Origin of the sequence: Gluconobacter sp. GP1 (assembly GCF_032913585.1) — a bacterium.
GTDB classification, from domain to species: domain Bacteria; phylum Pseudomonadota; class Alphaproteobacteria; order Acetobacterales; family Acetobacteraceae; genus Gluconobacter; species Gluconobacter cerinus.
Window position 1 is genome coordinate 35,635 of sequence record NZ_JASGXC010000007.1, and the last position, 15,132, is coordinate 50,766.

At 57.2% G+C, this 15,132-nt stretch carries 12 protein-coding genes; 9 read left to right on the top strand and 3 right to left on the bottom strand.

Translation table 11 applies throughout. The features are described 5' to 3' along the window. Positions 1-108: 108 nt before the first annotated feature. Positions 109-1,305: an adenosyl-hopene transferase HpnH gene (gene hpnH / locus R5H23_RS14110; RefSeq protein WP_099210969.1), complete on the bottom strand. Its 1,197-nt coding sequence runs from the start codon at positions 1,303-1,305 to the stop codon at positions 109-111. A 302-nt stretch (positions 1,306-1,607) separates the two neighbouring features. Between hpnH and R5H23_RS14115 the strand changes: the two genes are divergently transcribed. The 5 genes from R5H23_RS14115 to R5H23_RS14135 all read left to right on the top strand — a co-directional run bounded on the left by R5H23_RS14115 (position 1,608) and on the right by R5H23_RS14135 (position 6,794). Continuing rightward, positions 1,608-2,264: an ABC transporter substrate-binding protein gene (locus tag R5H23_RS14115; RefSeq protein WP_086634240.1), complete on the top strand. Its 657-nt coding sequence runs from the start codon at positions 1,608-1,610 to the stop codon at positions 2,262-2,264. A gap of 58 nt (positions 2,265-2,322) precedes the next feature. After that, complete coding sequence (gene hpnI / locus R5H23_RS14120; RefSeq protein WP_317215833.1) at positions 2,323-3,537, top strand: bacteriohopanetetrol glucosamine biosynthesis glycosyltransferase HpnI; 1,215 nt, start codon at positions 2,323-2,325, stop codon at positions 3,535-3,537. Further along, complete coding sequence (hpnJ, locus tag R5H23_RS14125) at positions 3,534-4,958, top strand: hopanoid biosynthesis associated radical SAM protein HpnJ (protein ID WP_317215834.1); 1,425 nt, start codon at positions 3,534-3,536, stop codon at positions 4,956-4,958. Before hpnI ends, hpnJ begins: the two co-directional genes overlap by 4 nt. Positions 4,959-5,055: 97 nt before the next feature. Continuing rightward, positions 5,056-5,880, top strand: coding sequence for a hopanoid biosynthesis-associated protein HpnK (hpnK, locus tag R5H23_RS14130; RefSeq protein WP_317215835.1), 825 nt, complete (start codon positions 5,056-5,058; stop codon positions 5,878-5,880). A 101-nt stretch (positions 5,881-5,981) separates the two neighbouring features. Further along, positions 5,982-6,794, top strand: a complete 813-nt coding sequence (locus R5H23_RS14135) for a cytochrome c (protein WP_211499834.1) — start codon at positions 5,982-5,984, stop codon at positions 6,792-6,794. A 54-nt stretch (positions 6,795-6,848) separates the two neighbouring features. On the opposite strand, the gene R5H23_RS14140 is transcribed toward R5H23_RS14135, so the two are convergent. Further along, on the bottom strand, positions 6,849-7,829 hold the full coding sequence (locus R5H23_RS14140; RefSeq protein ID WP_317215836.1) for an adenosine kinase: 981 nt from the start codon (positions 7,827-7,829) through the stop codon (positions 6,849-6,851). Positions 7,830-7,963: 134 nt separating this feature from the next. Continuing rightward, positions 7,964-8,230 (bottom strand): hypothetical protein, encoded by a 267-nt coding sequence (locus R5H23_RS14145; protein ID WP_167386095.1) that lies wholly within the window; start codon positions 8,228-8,230, stop codon positions 7,964-7,966. Here R5H23_RS14145 and R5H23_RS14150 point away from each other — a divergent pair. The 4 genes from R5H23_RS14150 to R5H23_RS14165 all read left to right on the top strand — a co-directional run bounded on the left by R5H23_RS14150 (position 8,124) and on the right by R5H23_RS14165 (position 15,089). Further along, a complete protein-coding gene (locus R5H23_RS14150; RefSeq protein ID WP_249211332.1) occupies positions 8,124-8,807 on the top strand; it encodes a polymer-forming cytoskeletal protein in 684 nt (227 codons plus the stop codon). The genes R5H23_RS14145 and R5H23_RS14150 overlap by 107 nt on opposite strands. A gap of 302 nt (positions 8,808-9,109) precedes the next feature. Beyond that, the gene (locus R5H23_RS14155; protein ID WP_317215837.1) at positions 9,110-12,283 is read left to right on the top strand and encodes an efflux RND transporter permease subunit; all 3,174 of its coding nucleotides are present in this window, start codon (positions 9,110-9,112) and stop codon (positions 12,281-12,283) included. Then, the gene (locus R5H23_RS14160; RefSeq protein ID WP_099210983.1) at positions 12,283-13,464 is read left to right on the top strand and encodes an efflux RND transporter periplasmic adaptor subunit; all 1,182 of its coding nucleotides are present in this window, start codon (positions 12,283-12,285) and stop codon (positions 13,462-13,464) included. The genes R5H23_RS14155 and R5H23_RS14160 overlap by 1 nt, the downstream gene beginning before the upstream one ends. Continuing rightward, positions 13,461-15,089: an efflux transporter outer membrane subunit gene (locus R5H23_RS14165; RefSeq protein ID WP_099210985.1), complete on the top strand. Its 1,629-nt coding sequence runs from the start codon at positions 13,461-13,463 to the stop codon at positions 15,087-15,089. Before R5H23_RS14160 ends, R5H23_RS14165 begins: the two co-directional genes overlap by 4 nt. Positions 15,090-15,132: the final 43 nt, after the last annotated feature.

Here is a 15,132-nt window from a genome sequence, read left to right on the forward strand (position 1 = left end):
TCGACACCATGACATTCATGCCACACTCGTAGTTCTGTATGACAGAATACAAAAAAACCGGCCTCAAAGGCCGGTCTTTCTGCATAATCCAGCCCCAAAAAGACTGTGTCAGTCAGCAGCGTCAGCCGCCGCAGTCACAGTATTGGCTGCCGGACGGCCATTTACACGGACACGCGGACCACGCGCCGGCTTGCCACCTGTCGTGATCTTTTCCATCTGCTGCTCAACCTGCGCTTCATAGCCGTATTCGGCAGGGCGCTGGTTGGCGAGCGAGATTTCCGGAACCATCGGCTTTTCAGTTTCCGGTCCGAACAGTGCGACCTTGGCGATGTGCCAGGGACGACGAACGGCATCCATCACAGCTGTGGATTCGTAGCCTGAGTGAACCATGCAGTCAGCGCATTTCTCATATGCGCCTGTGCCATACTTCTCCCACTCAGTGTCGTCCATGAGCTCTTTGAAGGTTTTGGCATAGCCTTCACCCAGCAGATAGCAGGGACGCTGCCAGCCAAACACGGTACGGAGCGGCTTGCCCCATGGCGTGCAGTGGTAGTTCTCGTTGCCAGCCAGGAAGTTCAGGAACAGCGGCGACTGTGTGAAGCGCCACTTCTTGCCCTTACCCAGACGGAAGACATCGCGGAAAAGCTGCTTGGTCTTCTGGCGGTTCAGGAAGTGAGCCTGATCCGGAGCGCGCTCGTAAGCATAGCCCGGAGCTGTCATGATGCCATCAACGCCCAGAGCCATGACTTCATCGAAGAACGCAGCCAGACGCTCAGGAACCGCACCATCAAAGACCGTGCAGTTAATGGAAACGCGGAAGCCACGAGCCTTGGCGGCCCGGATTGCTGCGGTCGCCTTCTCGAACACTCCGTCCTGACAGACAGACGAGTCATGCATCAGCTTGTCGCCGTCCAGATGCACGTCCCAGGAGAAAAAGTGGGATGGCTCGTAATCGTCGAGCTTCTTCTCAAGGAGAAGACCGTTTGTGCAAAGGTAAACGTACTTCTTGCGCGCAATCAGACCCTTGATGATCTGAGGCATTTCCTTGTGCAGAAGGGGTTCACCACCTGCAACGGCAATGACGGGGGCGTCTGCTTCCGTGTCGGCATCCAGACATTCCTGCAAGCTCATACGCTGGTTCAGGATCTGTGCCGGGTAGTCGATCTTACCACAACCGGCACACGCCAGATTGCAGCGGAACAGCGGTTCGAGCATCAGGACCAGCGGATATCGCTTGCGGCCCGTGAGGTGCTGCTTGACAACGTACCGTCCGACTCGGACAGCCTGCATCAAAGGAACGGCCATTATAATCCTCTGGTTCTAGCCACCGACAGTGTGCGCCGTGACAGCGCGCCGGGGCCCTAAACATCTGAATGAGGCCCGTATGGCCTAGGCAATGTCGGTTTGTGTTAACCGGCACCGAGAAGGCGCATCGGACTCTTGATTGACTGGCTATAGCCTCATTGCCATGTGGGCCTCAATGTCGTTGGTTGCAATTCTATGTAGTGATGTGGCCATTCGACCACAGAACGATTTCCGCATCCGGCGGTTGATACCGTGCAGCAAGAGCATGACCTCTTGCATAAAACGTCTCAGAGGACGAAAGCATGACCATGAATTCCCGATTTGCCCAGAACGCGACTCTGTCCCTTCTTGTGACCAGCCTCTTCGCAGGCGTCCCGGTGGCAGCAGCGCAAGCCCAGACCGCCCCAGCAGCCAGCGAAAGCTCTGCATCCGCGCCAGCCGCGCCAATTCAGGGTTTGTATGATGCTCTGAAAACTGCGCAGACGACGGGCAAGACTGCACAGCAACGCGCCACAATGATTGCGCCGGCCGTTGACCATGCATTTGATCTTGAGGCCATTCTGCGTCGCTCTGTGGGGGTGCGCTATAATAATCTGAGCGCAGCTGATCGCACCCGTCTGCTCGGATCGTTCCGTCAGTTCACAATCGCGCGATATGCATCTTCTTTCAAACCGGGAAGCAACGCTGTCTTCACTATCCTGCCGCAGACCCGCCCTAACCCAACGGGTGGCCAGATTGTGGATACGACCATTGGCGGCGGTTCTGATGGTGGCACGCCAATTGATTACATCATGACGAGTGGCCCCTCAGGCTGGCGCATCACAGACATTCTTCTGGATGCCCATATCAGTCAGGTTGCCGCACAACGTGCCGATTTCGGCGGCGCTCTGTCTCAGGGCGGTGCAAGCGGTCTTGCAGATCTGCTGGACCGGAAAACGACCAAATTCCTGCATGATTGAGTCCCGCGCGGCTACGAAGCTCTTCCTTCCTGATGTGAAGGGGAGATAAAAGACCGCCGTGCCTTCACCTCTCTCCATTGCAGCTGGCTTCTGTACACTCGTATCTGTAGCTGGAAATATTCAGGCCCTTACGGGGGCGACCCTTCTTGCACGTTTCCGCACGCGGGAACGTCGAGAGGACGAGGCCGTCCGCATGTCGGGCAGGCGTTGGCCAGCTGTTACAGTACTCAAGCCCCTTCACGGCAATGAGCCTTTGCTCCGCGAAGCGCTTGAGAGTGTCTTCGCGCAGGACTATCCCGACTTCCAGATTGTCTTTGGCGTTCACGACGAAGCCGATACGGCCCTGTCTGTCGTGCAGGATCTTCGTCAGAAATATCCTCAGATCCCAGTCAGCATTGTGATCAATGCCGCCGAACACGGTCCGAACCGGAAAGTCAGCAACCTCATCAACATGTTCGATGAGGGGCGCCACGATGTTCTGGTCATTTCAGACTCTGACATTCACTGCGCTCCGACTTACCTGAAGCACGTCGTTTCCAGCCTTGAAGCTCCAGGTGTCGGACTTGTGACGACTCTTTATGCCGGGCGCACAGCTGGTGGAACGCTGGTCCAGCAACTTGGTGCCTGTCAGATCAACCACAATTTCCTGCCAGGCGTGATGATGTCACGCCTGCTGGGTCGTCAGGACTGTCTGGGCGCCACCATGGCTCTCACACGACAGACACTGGCTGAAATTGGCGGCCTTGAAGCTCTTGTCGATCACGTGGCAGATGATGCTGAACTTGGTCAGCTCGTCCGTCAGCGTGGTCAGGGCATCGCCATTGCGCCGTCCCTCACCCATACCACTGTTGGCGAACACACCCTCAGCGAGTTGCTCTCTCACGAGTTACGCTGGGGCAGAACCGTCAAGAATGTTGAACCCGTCGGCTATGGCCTGTCTTCCATTCAGCTTCCGCTGTTCTGGGCCGTCACAGCCGTTCTTTTTCGTCCCAATACATGGTGGACCTGGCTTCTGCTGGGGCTGACCTGGGCCATTCGTGGCCTTGGAAGCCGCATTATAGACCGTGCAACGGAGTGTCCTTTGCCCGCTGCAATCCCTCTTCTGGTCATCCGTGACTGGCTCTCCGCAGCCATCATGGTGGGCAGTGCAAGAGGGTCTCGCGTTGCATGGCGCGGCAGAACGGTCCATATCGCCCGAAGAAAACGTAAATCTTCGGCGCGCGCCACAGCGTTCCAGTCTGGCGCCACCACCCACAGGAGTGTCCGATCATGATGAGAACCCTTTTTCTCCAGCCTCCTTCCTTCGACGGCTTCGATGGTGGTGCTGGTTCCCGTTATCAGGCCAAGCGTGAAATCAAGTCTTTCTGGTTTCCAACATGGCTGGCTCAACCGGCAGCTCTGGTGCCCGGCTCCCGCCTGATCGACGCCCCCCCGGCAAAGATGGGCATGGATCCGATCCTTGAGGACGTGAAGAATCGCGACCTCGTCGTCATGCACACCTCCACGCCGTCCTTCGCATCGGACGTCCGCGTGGCGCAGATGATCAAGGATGCCAACCCGAAGATCATGATCGGCATGGTCGGCGCCAAGGTTGCCGTGCAGCCTGACGAGAGCATGAAGCAGGGTGGCCCGATCGACTTCGTGGCGCGCAACGAGTTCGATTTCACGATCAAGGAAATCGCCGAGGGTAAGCCGCTGGCGGAAGTGGACGGCATCACCTGGCGTAACGCTGACGGCGAGATCATCGCGAACAAAGAACGCGCGATGATCGAGGACATGGACAGCCTCCCGTTCGTGACAGAAGTCTACAAGCGTGATCTCAACATCAATGACTACTTCATCGGCTACCTGAAGCACCCGTACATTTCCATCTACACGGGTCGTGGCTGCAAATCCCGCTGCACGTTCTGCCTGTGGCCGCAGACGGTTGGCGGCCATCGCTACCGCACGCGTAGCCCGGAGCATGTTGCTGCCGAGATCCGTCTCGCCAAGCAGTACTTCCCGGACGTGCAGGAATTCATGTTCGATGATGACACCTTCACGGACGATCTGCCGCGCGCCGAAGCGATTGCCCGTGAAATGGGCAAGCTGGGCGTTACGTGGTCCTGCAATGCCAAGGCGAACGTCCCTTACGACACGCTGAAGATCATGAAGGAAAACGGCCTGCGTCTTCTCCTCGTGGGTTATGAGAGCGGCAACCAGCAGATCCTTCACAACATCAAGAAGGGCATGCGCGTCGAAGTCGCCAAGGAATTCACGAAGAACTGCCACAAGCTGGGCATCAAGATCCATGGCACGTTCATTGTCGGCCTGCCGGGCGAAACGAAGGAAACCATTCAGGAAACCATCGCTTTCGCCAAGGAAATCAACCCGCACACGCTGCAGGTTTCCCTGGCCGCTCCTTATCCGGGCACGGCACTCCACAAGCAGGCAACCGAGAATGGCTGGCTGAACGTCGATGCGGCCGAGCTGATTGACGAGAACGGTGTGCAGATTGCTCCCCTGCACTACCCGCACCTGTCACACACGGAAATCTTCGAAAGCGTCGAGGAATTCTACCGGAAGTTCTATTTCCGCGGCTCCAAGATCGCTTCCATCCTGAACGAGATGATCCGCAGCCCGCAAATGATGAAGCGTCGTCTGCGCGAAGGTGTGGAATTCTTCCAGTTCCTCAAGGACCGTCACGCGGCCTGAGACCGTCCCTGACGGCCTCGTTTTCTCGAAAAGGGGCATGGCTTGACGGCCATGCCCCTTTTTTTATGACCTTCGCCCCCTGTTCCGGAGCTTCATCATGACCCGTCGCGCCATTGTTTCCGCCGATGATTTCGGCATGAGCCTGGAAGTCAACGAAGCCATCGAGGCAGCCCATCGCAAGGGCGTCCTTTCAACGGCAAGCCTGATGGTCGCCGGAGATGCCGCAGCGGACGCTGTCCGTCGGGCGAAAACCATGCCTGACCTGAAAGTCGGCTTGCACGTCGTCGCGATCGAAGGGAAATCCGTACTCGACCTTCCGGCCATTACGGATGAACAGGGCTGGTTTGGCCGCAACCAGCTTCGGCTGGGTGTCGAATATTTCTTCAGTCCCCATGCCCGAAGCGCCATCCGTCGTGAAATTGAAGCGCAGTACCGCGTCTTTGCCCGTACAGGCCTTCCGCTGGATCACGCGAATGCCCACAAGCATATGCATCTCCACCCCACTGTCGGGCGCTTCCTGATTGAATCGGGGCTGGAGCATGGCCTGACAGCTGTGCGCTCTCCGTTTGAGCCACCTGAGCCTGTGGACGCAAAAGATAGCATCGGTGATCGCGCCTTGCGTCGCTGGATTGGGGTCCTTCGCCATCAGATCCACAAAGCGGGCCTAAAGACCAATGACTGGTGCTTCGGGCTGCGCTGGTCTGGCCACATGACCCCTGACCGCATTCAAGCCCTCATTCCGAAGCTTCCCCAAGGCGTCAGTGAGATTTATTTCCACCCTGCCACAGCTCAAAACACCATGATGCATCGCTTCATGCCCACCTACGATCAGGAGGGCGAACTCGCGGCGCTTCTCGATCCCGGTGTTCGAGATGCTTTCACACGTGAAAACGTGAGACAGATTAGCTGGTCGGATCTTTAAGGCGTCGGACCGCTCGTTTTTTTGCTGTTTACTCACTCCGTTCCGAGATCATTATGATATCAGGGAACTGTAGACTTTTGAATTAACAAGGATTTAGAGGGGTGAAGGCAAGAATGAACGGACGGCATGTTTTCAAACGACTGTTTTTTCTCGTCGGGCTTGTAGCCTCACCAGCCTGGGCTAATCCATCCACAGTTCTGAGCGTCAAAGACGGCGATACCGTTCATAAATTCAGCGTTGAAGAGCTTCTGCACCGCCCGGAAACCCAGAGGCTCGATCTGTCCCATATCAAGCAGCCTCTTGGACCAGACGTTCCCGCGATCCCGCTTTCAGCGCTGATCCATCAGGATGATGCGCTGGCTTTTCAGGCCACAGATCTTTTTACGGCGGAAATTCCCAGGAGTGTCTTTGAGCAGGCTCGCAAACATCACGTCACTGCGTGGATCGCCATTGAAGACAAGGAATGGCCTAAACGCCGTCCTCACGGCCATGACCTTGGACCGTTTGCCCTTGTGTGGACCGGTGAGGAAGTTGGCATCATCAAGCAGGAACAATGGGTCGACCAACTCGCTGCGATAACCCCATCCTCAAGTAATGAGTTGCCGGCGGGCACAAGTGAACCCGCCGCAAAAGGCCAGGTCATTTTTGCGGAAAACTGCCTGCCCTGCCATCAGCTCATGGGCGTTGGCGAGGGAAGCATGGGACCGGATCTCGGGCGGCCCATCCCGGTAACAGAGTACATAACGCCCAAAGGCTTCCGGGCCATCATCCGCAACCCGAAGCAGGTCAGGAAGTGGCCAAGCGAACACATGGAGTCTTTTCCGGAAAGCGCCATCTCGGAAAGCGATCTGGATGCACTCTGGACCTATCTTCAGGAAGTCGGCCAGTCAGGATTGGCCCAGAAACATCTTTGAAGCGCAGAGCTGCGGGATGATCCGGGATAACTTCCCGGATCATCCCGTGGTGTATCAGGCGCGCAGAGCAAAATCTTCCTGCGGCCGCGCGCCAAAGCGCGTGATGATGGCGCCAGCAGCCTGATTGCCGAGCTTCGCGCACGTCACAAGGTCATGCTGCTTGCTCAGGCCAGCAAGGAATCCGGCCGCAAATGCATCACCAGCGCCGGTCGTATCCACAACCTTGACCGGCGTAGTCGGAACATCGTGACGCTCGCCCTTGCTGATAACGACAGCGCCCTTTTCGCTCCGCGTGACGATAGCCAGCTGAGTTTCTGCAGCAACCTGACGCAGAGCGTCTTCGAAATCAGTCGTTTCGTACAGCGCCAGAAGCTCGGCTTCGTTGGCAAAGAGAATATCGACGTGACCGGCAACGAGCCCACGGAATGCCGCGTGATGACGGCCGACGCAGAACGTGTCTGACAGCGTCAGAGCGACCTGACGGCCAGCCTTGCGGGCCAGCGTGGCGGCATGTTCGAAAGCTGCCTGAGCATGGGGCTTATCGTACAGATAGCCTTCCATGTACGTGATGGCAGCATCCGTGACTGTCTCTTCATGAACGTCTGCCGGTGTAAATTCCGTACAGGCCCCGAGATAGGTGAACATGGTGCGTTGTCCATCGGGCGTCACGAGCACGATGCAGCGCGCGGTCGGAATTTTTTCAGACGCAGCGAGTGGCTGGGACGGGAAAGTCAGGCCCTGATCATGGATATCCTGCGTAAAATGCGTCCCGGCCTGATCTTCAGCAACCTTGCCGAGATAAGAGACTTTTGCGCCCATACGAGCCGCAACCACCGCCGTATTGGCACCAGAGCCGCCACCGGCAACACGTTCAACAGCAATACGGTTTTCAATGTCCTGCGCGGTTGCCGCATCAATGAGCGTCATGCTGCCTGGAGTTGCACCAAGATCGGCAATAACAGCCGGGTCAACAGAGGCAAGAACATCGACAATCGCGTTGCCGATGCAGAGGAGATCGTGCTTGGGGGCTGACATTAAGGCTCCAGAGTTCAAAAAAAGGCAAAAAATCGTTCAAGACGCCATCTGCGCCATTAAATCAACACGATCATAGGTGCCCTCTGGGAACACGCCAACACCCGGGACGAATGCACTCTCCTGTTCTGCGCATGTCAGATTATGACATTTGCACGCAAGCGCGGGTTGTCCGTTCGGGGCGTGACCGTGTAAGCCTTGTCAGAGGCCGTTCCTGACGAACCCTGCACCAGCAGGTCCGGTGTCGAGCGGCCGAGACATAGTCCTTGTTCTTTCCAGATCCGTAGCGGGGTTTCCTTGTTCAGAAGACGCAAACCGGAAGAAGACGCAAAGCCTGCCGAGACAAGCAAGCTCGCCGGGCAGCCCATCTTTCCCAACCGGCCGGATGCTTCCAGCCAGACCACTCCTGCGTCCGGATCCGGAACAGCCAGCCCTCAGCCCAACCAGCAGAAGGACCCCGCATCTATGGGTCGTACCCCTTTCCCGGCGCCGCCATCCCCGAACAACCTGCCGGGCGCAACGCCGGCAACTGCGCCCCGTCCGGGTGCAGCAGGCGTACCGGGAGCACCGCGCCAGACGGGTCCGGAGCGTCGCACGCTGGTCGTCGGCCGTGGTATCAGCGTCCAGGGTTCGGTTCAGGATGCCGAGCGTCTGGTCGTTGAAGGGACTGTCGAGTCCAGCATGATTCAGGCGGCGGAAGTCGTTGTTGCACAGGGCGGTGTTTTCCGTGGTGCGATCGAAGTTGAAGATGCAGAAGTTGCCGGCACGATTGATGGCACCCTGACCGTCAACGGCAGCCTTACGATCCGTGGCAGCGGTCGTCTGATCGGCAAGGCAAAGTGCCGTCGTCTGCAGGTTGAAGATGGTGGCCAGATCACCGGTCAGCTCGAAATGATCACGGATGGCGTCGCCCCACGCTCCCCGATCGTGGAACCTGCGAAGGCTGCTCCGGAAGCTGCTGAGGAAAAAGCTGAAGGCTGATTCAGCCTCCATCTTTTTCTGAAGGTATCGAAAAGCCCGCTTCCCATGACTGGGGAGCGGGCTTTTTCGTATACACAATGACCAGAAAAGAAAACTTCCGATACAAATCCGTTTTTTCTATAATAAATTTGCTTTTAATAAATATATATTCATTACACGCCGTATAGAATTTACGGCACCAAACAACAGATTAAATCTGCATTTAATTAAATCTCTGTATTAAATGGGAGTTTAAATCCAGCTTTACAACATAATGTGTATATCGGCGCATCTACCTAAACCGCATCAGGACGCGCCAACCAATGAATGCCATTGTTGTCACCGCGCTAAGACGACCCTTAACGTTCGTCGTCCTGTCGATTCTGATTGTGATGCTTGGCATCCTCTCGATCCTCAGGACGCCAACGGACGTATTCCCCAATATCAAGATTCCGGTCGTCGCAGCGGTCTGGACCTATCCAGGTCTTCTGCCACAGGAATTTGCTGGCCGTATTACCTACAACTTCGAACTGGCTGTTACGACAACAGTTCAGAACATCGAACATATGGAGTCCAACTCCTATTATGGTCGATCGATTGTAGATATTTACTTCCAGCCCGGCACGCCCATAGGGGAAGCCGAAGCAGAAGTGACGGCAATTTCGCAGACAGTGCTCCTGGGCCTTCCGCCCATGGTGCCTGCACCAATGATCATGGCCCTGAACCCGTCTCAGGTTCCGGTCATTGCCCTACAGATCACATCTGACAAGCAGACACCTTCGGATCTGTTCAAACTGGGCGTGATTACAGTTCGTCCACTGCTCGCAACCGTTCCGGGTGCCGTCGTGGCTCACCCGAATGGCGGCATGGACAGCTTTGTCATGGTCTCCATGAACCAGGCGGAACTCCGGGCTCATCATCTTGCTGCTGCTGACGTTCAGGCTGCCCTGCGCAAGCAGAACATCGTTCTGCCGGCCGGTGACCAGAAGATCGACGCAACCGACTGGATGGTGCAGACCAACGCCGCCCCGCAGAGCATGGAAGACATCGCCAATATTCCCGTTAAACGGGTTGGCAATGCGGTCATCTATGTGAGGGACGTCGCGGACGTCTATCGCGGCGGGCATCCTCAGACGAACCTGGTGCTGGTGAAGGGCCGTCAGGCCGTGGAAGTCATTACCCAGAAGGGCGGTACGGCCTCCACTCTGGATGTTGTGGCCGCGACCAAGGCGCTCCTCCCGCGTCTGCGCAAAATCCTGCCACCTGATGTGCATGTCTCGATCCTCGAAGACGCCTCCGTGATGGTGAAAGACCAGATCAAGGACGTCGTGCAGGAAATGATCACTGCCGCGTTCCTGACAGGAATCGTGGTCCTGCTGTTCCTTGGCTCCTGGCGCTCAACCGTCATTATCGCAACCTCCATCCCGCTGGCCATTCTTTGCGCGCTTATCGGGTTGGGCTGGGCGGGTCAGTCCATCAACGTGATGACGCTGGGTGGCCTCGCGCTGGCTGTCGGTATTCTCGTGGATGACGCTACCGTCATGATCGAGAACATCGATACCCATCTTGAAATGGGCAAGGATCTGGAACTCGCCATCATTGATGCGGCAAACCAGATCGTCATCCCGACCTTCGTTTCCACAACCTGCATCTGCATTGTCTGGCTGCCACTCTTCGAACTGGATGGCGTGTCAGGCTACCTCTTCATGCCAATGGCAGAAGCCATCATCTTCGCGATGATCGCGTCCTTCATCCTGTCCCGTACGCTCGTGCCCACCATGGCCAAGTATCTTCTCGCAGGACAGGTTCACCATGGCGCGCATGGTGAAACCGATCATGGCCACCCTGAACCCAAAGGCTTCTTTGGCCGGTTCCAGGCCGGATTTGAAACCCGCTTCAATCGGTTCCGCGATGGCTATGGTAGCCTGCTGGAGCGCTGCATCAGCCGCCGTGGCGCTTTCGTCGGCATCTTCATGCTGATCTCCATTGCCTCAACCGGACTCTATGCCTTTGCAGGGCGAGACTTCTTCCCTGAAGTAAAATCCGGCACTCTCCAGATGCATATGCGTGCACCTTTGGGAACGCGTATCGAGGTTGCTGGCCGTATCGCTGCCCTCGTGGATGATCGCATTCATCAGGATCTGGCAGGCAAGGTTGAAAGCATCATTTCTGATTGCGGCCTGCCAGAAGGCCCTCACAATCAGGCGTTCATGCCGACACCAAGCGTCGGAACGCAGGACTGCGACCTGACGATTGCCCTGAAAAATGATGCCTCCCCTGTCTGGGACTATCGCAAGCTGCTCCGCAAGGATCTGTCACAGCGTTTCCCCGGCACGGTCTTCACATTCCAGCCTGCTGATCTGACCCAGAAAATCCTGAACTTTGGATCTTCTGCTCCGATTGACGTTCAGATCTCCGGTCCGGATGCCCTGCTGAACTACGATTATGCCCGTCACATCATCGGCAAGATCCGTCAGGTTCCAGGTGCTGCGGACGTCACCATCCAGCAAACCATGTCCACGCCGACGCTAATGGTTAACGGGGATCGGACCTTCGGTCAGGCAACAGGTGTGACGGAAGCCGATATTGCCCAGAACGAACTGTATACGCTCTCGGGTTCAGCCGTTGTGGACCCGCAGTTCTGGCTTGACCCGGAAGACAACGTCACCTTCCCGCTGAACCTTTACACCTCACAGGATCAGATGACGCATCTGAGCGATCTGCTGACCATTCCGGTGGACAAGGGTGAAGGCAACACGGAGAACATCGACCCGCAGCTTCTGGGTGCCGTTGCCAACGTGATCGCAGCCGGAACACCGGGCGAAGTGTCTCACTACAACTCGATGTCCGAGATGGACATTTACGTAAACGTTGAGGGCACGGACATGGGTTCCGTTCTGGACGGCGTGAAAAAGGTACTGGCGGCCGACGCACATAACGTCCCGCGCTCGGCTGAAATCGACGTCCACGGACAAGCCACCACCATGCATGGTGCCTATTCACAGCTTGTCTTCGGGCTCTGCGTTTCCGTGGTGCTGATCTATCTGCTGATCGTTGTGAACTTCCAGTCCTGGCTGGACCCGTTCATCATCATCACGGCTCTGCCGGGTGCTCTGGGCGGTATTGCCTGGGCTCTGTTCCTGACAAATACGCGTCTGTCCGTTCCGGCTCTCACGGGCGCCATCATGTGCATGGGAACGGCCACGGCCAACTCCATCCTCGTGGTCTCGTTCGCCCGTGAACGCCTCGAAATCCATGGTGACGCCCTCAAGGCCGCACTGGAAGCCGGCTTTGGCCGTATCCGCCCCGTGCTCATGACCGCACTCGCCATGATTGTTGGCATGATCCCGATGGCTATATCGAACTCCACGAACGCGCCACTGGGCAAGGCTGTCATCGGCGGTCTGCTGGTCGCAACGATCTCTACGCTGCTTTTTGTCCCCTGCGTTTACGCCATCCTCCACAATCGTTCTTCGCGTCAGAAGGAAACTGTCTAATGGCCAGCTCTCCGAAAATCTTCGCCATTGCGGGAAGCTGCGTTCTCGCGCTTTACGTGGGCTTCATCGTTGTCGAAAAAACCCATGCGGCAACGGAACTGAAGGCTGACACTGAAGCTGGCGCGATCCAGAACGTTGCGGTCGTCACGCCCAAGCAATCCCCTGAGAAGGTCGCCCTGACGCTCCCCGGCACGATTGATGCCTGGTATCAGGCGCCGATCTACCCGCAGGTCTCTGGCTACGTGAAGATGTGGTACAAGGACTACGGTGCACACGTGAAGGCTGGCGATGCTCTGGCCGAGATCAATGCCCCTGCCCTTGATGCACAGTATGCGCAGGCCAAGGCAGATCTGGACTCTGTGATGGCGAAGTACCACCTCGCCACCGTGACGGCCGAGCGCTGGCGCGCCATGGGGCGGTCTCAGTCCGTTTCCGGGCAGTCCGTCTCGGTGTCCAACGCAAACGAACAGTCTGCCCATGCAGAAGTGGATGCAGCACAACGTAACGTCGATCACTTCGAAGCTCTTGAGAAGTTCAAGACCATCGTTGCACCGTTTGATGGCGTCGTGACCGCGCGTAACATCAACGTCGGTGATTACGTCAACAATGGCGGCGGCGGCCTGAACTCAACGGGTGGCGCATCCGAACTCTTCACGGTTGCCGATGTACAGAAGCTGCGTCTGTTCGTGTCCGTGCCAGAAACATTCTCCTATGTTCTGCAACCAGATCTGACCGCAACCATCAGTGTGCCCCAGTATCGTGGCCGCACGTTTGAAGCCCATTACCTGACGACATCACGCGGCTTCGATCCGACCACCCGTACGGCCGTTGCCGAGTTTACGCTTGAAAACAAGGATGAAGTGCTGTGGCCGGGCACCTTCGCCTCTGCAGCGCTGAAATCCCACAATGAAGACGCACATCTCTACGAAATCCCGACCAGTGCTCTCGTCTTCGAAGAAAAGGGCATGCAGGTCGCCGTCGTCGATGAAAACAGCCGCGTCCATTATCGGAACGTCACCGTCGGTCGCATGGCCGACACGTCGACCGAAATCCAGAATGGCATTTCCCCGACAGACCGCATCATCTCCAACCCGCCAGCCGATGTGCTGGAAGGCGACAAGGTCAATATCGTGGAAGGTCAGCGCGGCTATAACCAGTCAGGCTATGGGAAAGACCAATGATCAGCCCCATCCTTCGCCGTTTTTCACTCGCCTGCGGTTCAGCTCTCTCTCTTCTGGGACTGTCAGCCTGCGATCTCGCCCCGACCTACAAGGCCCCCAGCTTCGTTGTCCCGGCGAGCTGGCAGGGTCAGGCACCGTTCGCTGTCGCCACGCCTGCTGATACGCTCCTTCCGGAAAACTGGTGGATCATGCTGCATGATCCACTCCTGAACGAGCTGGAAGAGCGCGCAACGGCAGACAACGGAGACATTCAGGCAGCAGCAGAACGCTTCATTCAGGCACGGTCCCTCGTAGCCGCGGCGCGGTCCGAACTGCTTCCCCATGCCAGCCTGGAAGCCGGTGCGTCAGACAATAAACAGTCTGCTGACCGCCTGTTCCGCAATGGTGCCACCCTCACGCAAACGGAAGAGGATTACGGCGGGCTCGTGTCCTGGGAGCCGGATTTCTGGTCGTCGATCCGGAACCGCGTACGGTCCCAGAAGCAGTTTGCCCAGCAACGCGCGGCAGACTTCGCCATGGCGCGCCTGAGCACCCAGGCTGAACTGGCGCGCGATTATATTGAACTGCGCGGTTATGACGCACAGGATGCGATCTACTCACAGTCCATCGCCTTCTATAAGCGGGCTGTCACCATAACTGAAAATCAGGTTCAGAACCAGGCAGCCCCACGTCTGGATCTGGCCCGTGCTCAGGCACAGCTCTACACCACACAGGCCGCTCAGCTGGATATTCAGGCGGCCCGTCAGGTCACGGAGCATGCCATTGCCGTTCTGACCAACTCGTCTCCATCGGCGTTCCATATTCCGCAGGTTCAAACGTTCAGCTTCATCCAGCCAAGCATCCCAACCACCGTGCCTTCCGAACTGCTGCAACGTCGGCCCGACATTGCGTCGGCCGAACGCGAAATGGCGCAGGCCAACCGGGAAATCGGCATTGCCCGTGCGGCATTCTACCCACATATCGCTTTGAAGCTCGGCGGCGGCTTCGCATCCAATGGCTTCGATCTGGCCAATCTGGCCAATTCACTCTGGACGTATGGTGCCAGCCTCGACATGCCGCTCTTTGATGGTGGCCTGCGTCGGGCGGAACTCCAGAGAACGTGGTCTGCATACCGGGAAACGCGCGACGAATACCGCATGAAGGTTCTTGATGCCTTCCGCGAAGTCGAAGATGGCTTGTCCCGGACTGAGCGCCTCTCCAAAGAAAACACAGCCCTGGAGCAGGCCGTCAAAGCCAATCTCGACACCCAGAATATGACCATGACCCTTTATCAAGGTGGCGTTGGCACATACCTGGAAGCGATTTTCAGTCAGGAAAACACACTGGAAAGCCGCATCCATCAGGTGGAAGTCGCCACGCGCCTTTATACGGCAGATGTGGACCTGATCCGCAGTCTGGGTGGCGGATGGTCCGTCAAGGCCCTTCCAACCATGGACCAGACGCTGTCTATCGCGCCGCTCCAGTATGACAATCTGCACCACCCGAAGGCTGTTGGGGATGTCACGGCATCACAGCATCCGGAGCAGTTCGAGAACCTCACGGGCACCGCACCTTCGACGCCTGGCCTCGGCCATGACAGGCAACTCCCCTCCCTGCCAATGGGAGATCTGGCAAACCATCCCTGAACAGACAAATGGCCAGAAATAGCCAATAAAAAAGCCGTCCAAA

Bases quoted from the DNA above. Each gene is read 5' to 3' on its own strand.
- hpnH (WP_099210969.1), bottom strand. From the start codon at position 1,305: ATGGCCGTTCCTTTGATGCAGGCTGTCCGAGTCGGACGGTACGTTGTC.
- R5H23_RS14115 (WP_086634240.1), top strand. From the start codon at position 1,608: ATGACCATGAATTCCCGATTTGCCCAGAACGCGACTCTGTCCCTTCTT.
- hpnJ (WP_317215834.1), top strand. From the start codon at position 3,534: ATGATGAGAACCCTTTTTCTCCAGCCTCCTTCCTTCGACGGCTTCGAT.
- hpnK (WP_317215835.1), top strand. From the start codon at position 5,056: ATGACCCGTCGCGCCATTGTTTCCGCCGATGATTTCGGCATGAGCCTG.
- R5H23_RS14140 (WP_317215836.1), bottom strand. From the start codon at position 7,829: ATGTCAGCCCCCAAGCACGATCTCCTCTGCATCGGCAACGCGATTGTC.
- R5H23_RS14155 (WP_317215837.1), top strand. From the start codon at position 9,110: ATGAATGCCATTGTTGTCACCGCGCTAAGACGACCCTTAACGTTCGTC.
- R5H23_RS14160 (WP_099210983.1), top strand. From the start codon at position 12,283: ATGGCCAGCTCTCCGAAAATCTTCGCCATTGCGGGAAGCTGCGTTCTC.
- R5H23_RS14165 (WP_099210985.1), top strand. From the start codon at position 13,461: ATGATCAGCCCCATCCTTCGCCGTTTTTCACTCGCCTGCGGTTCAGCT.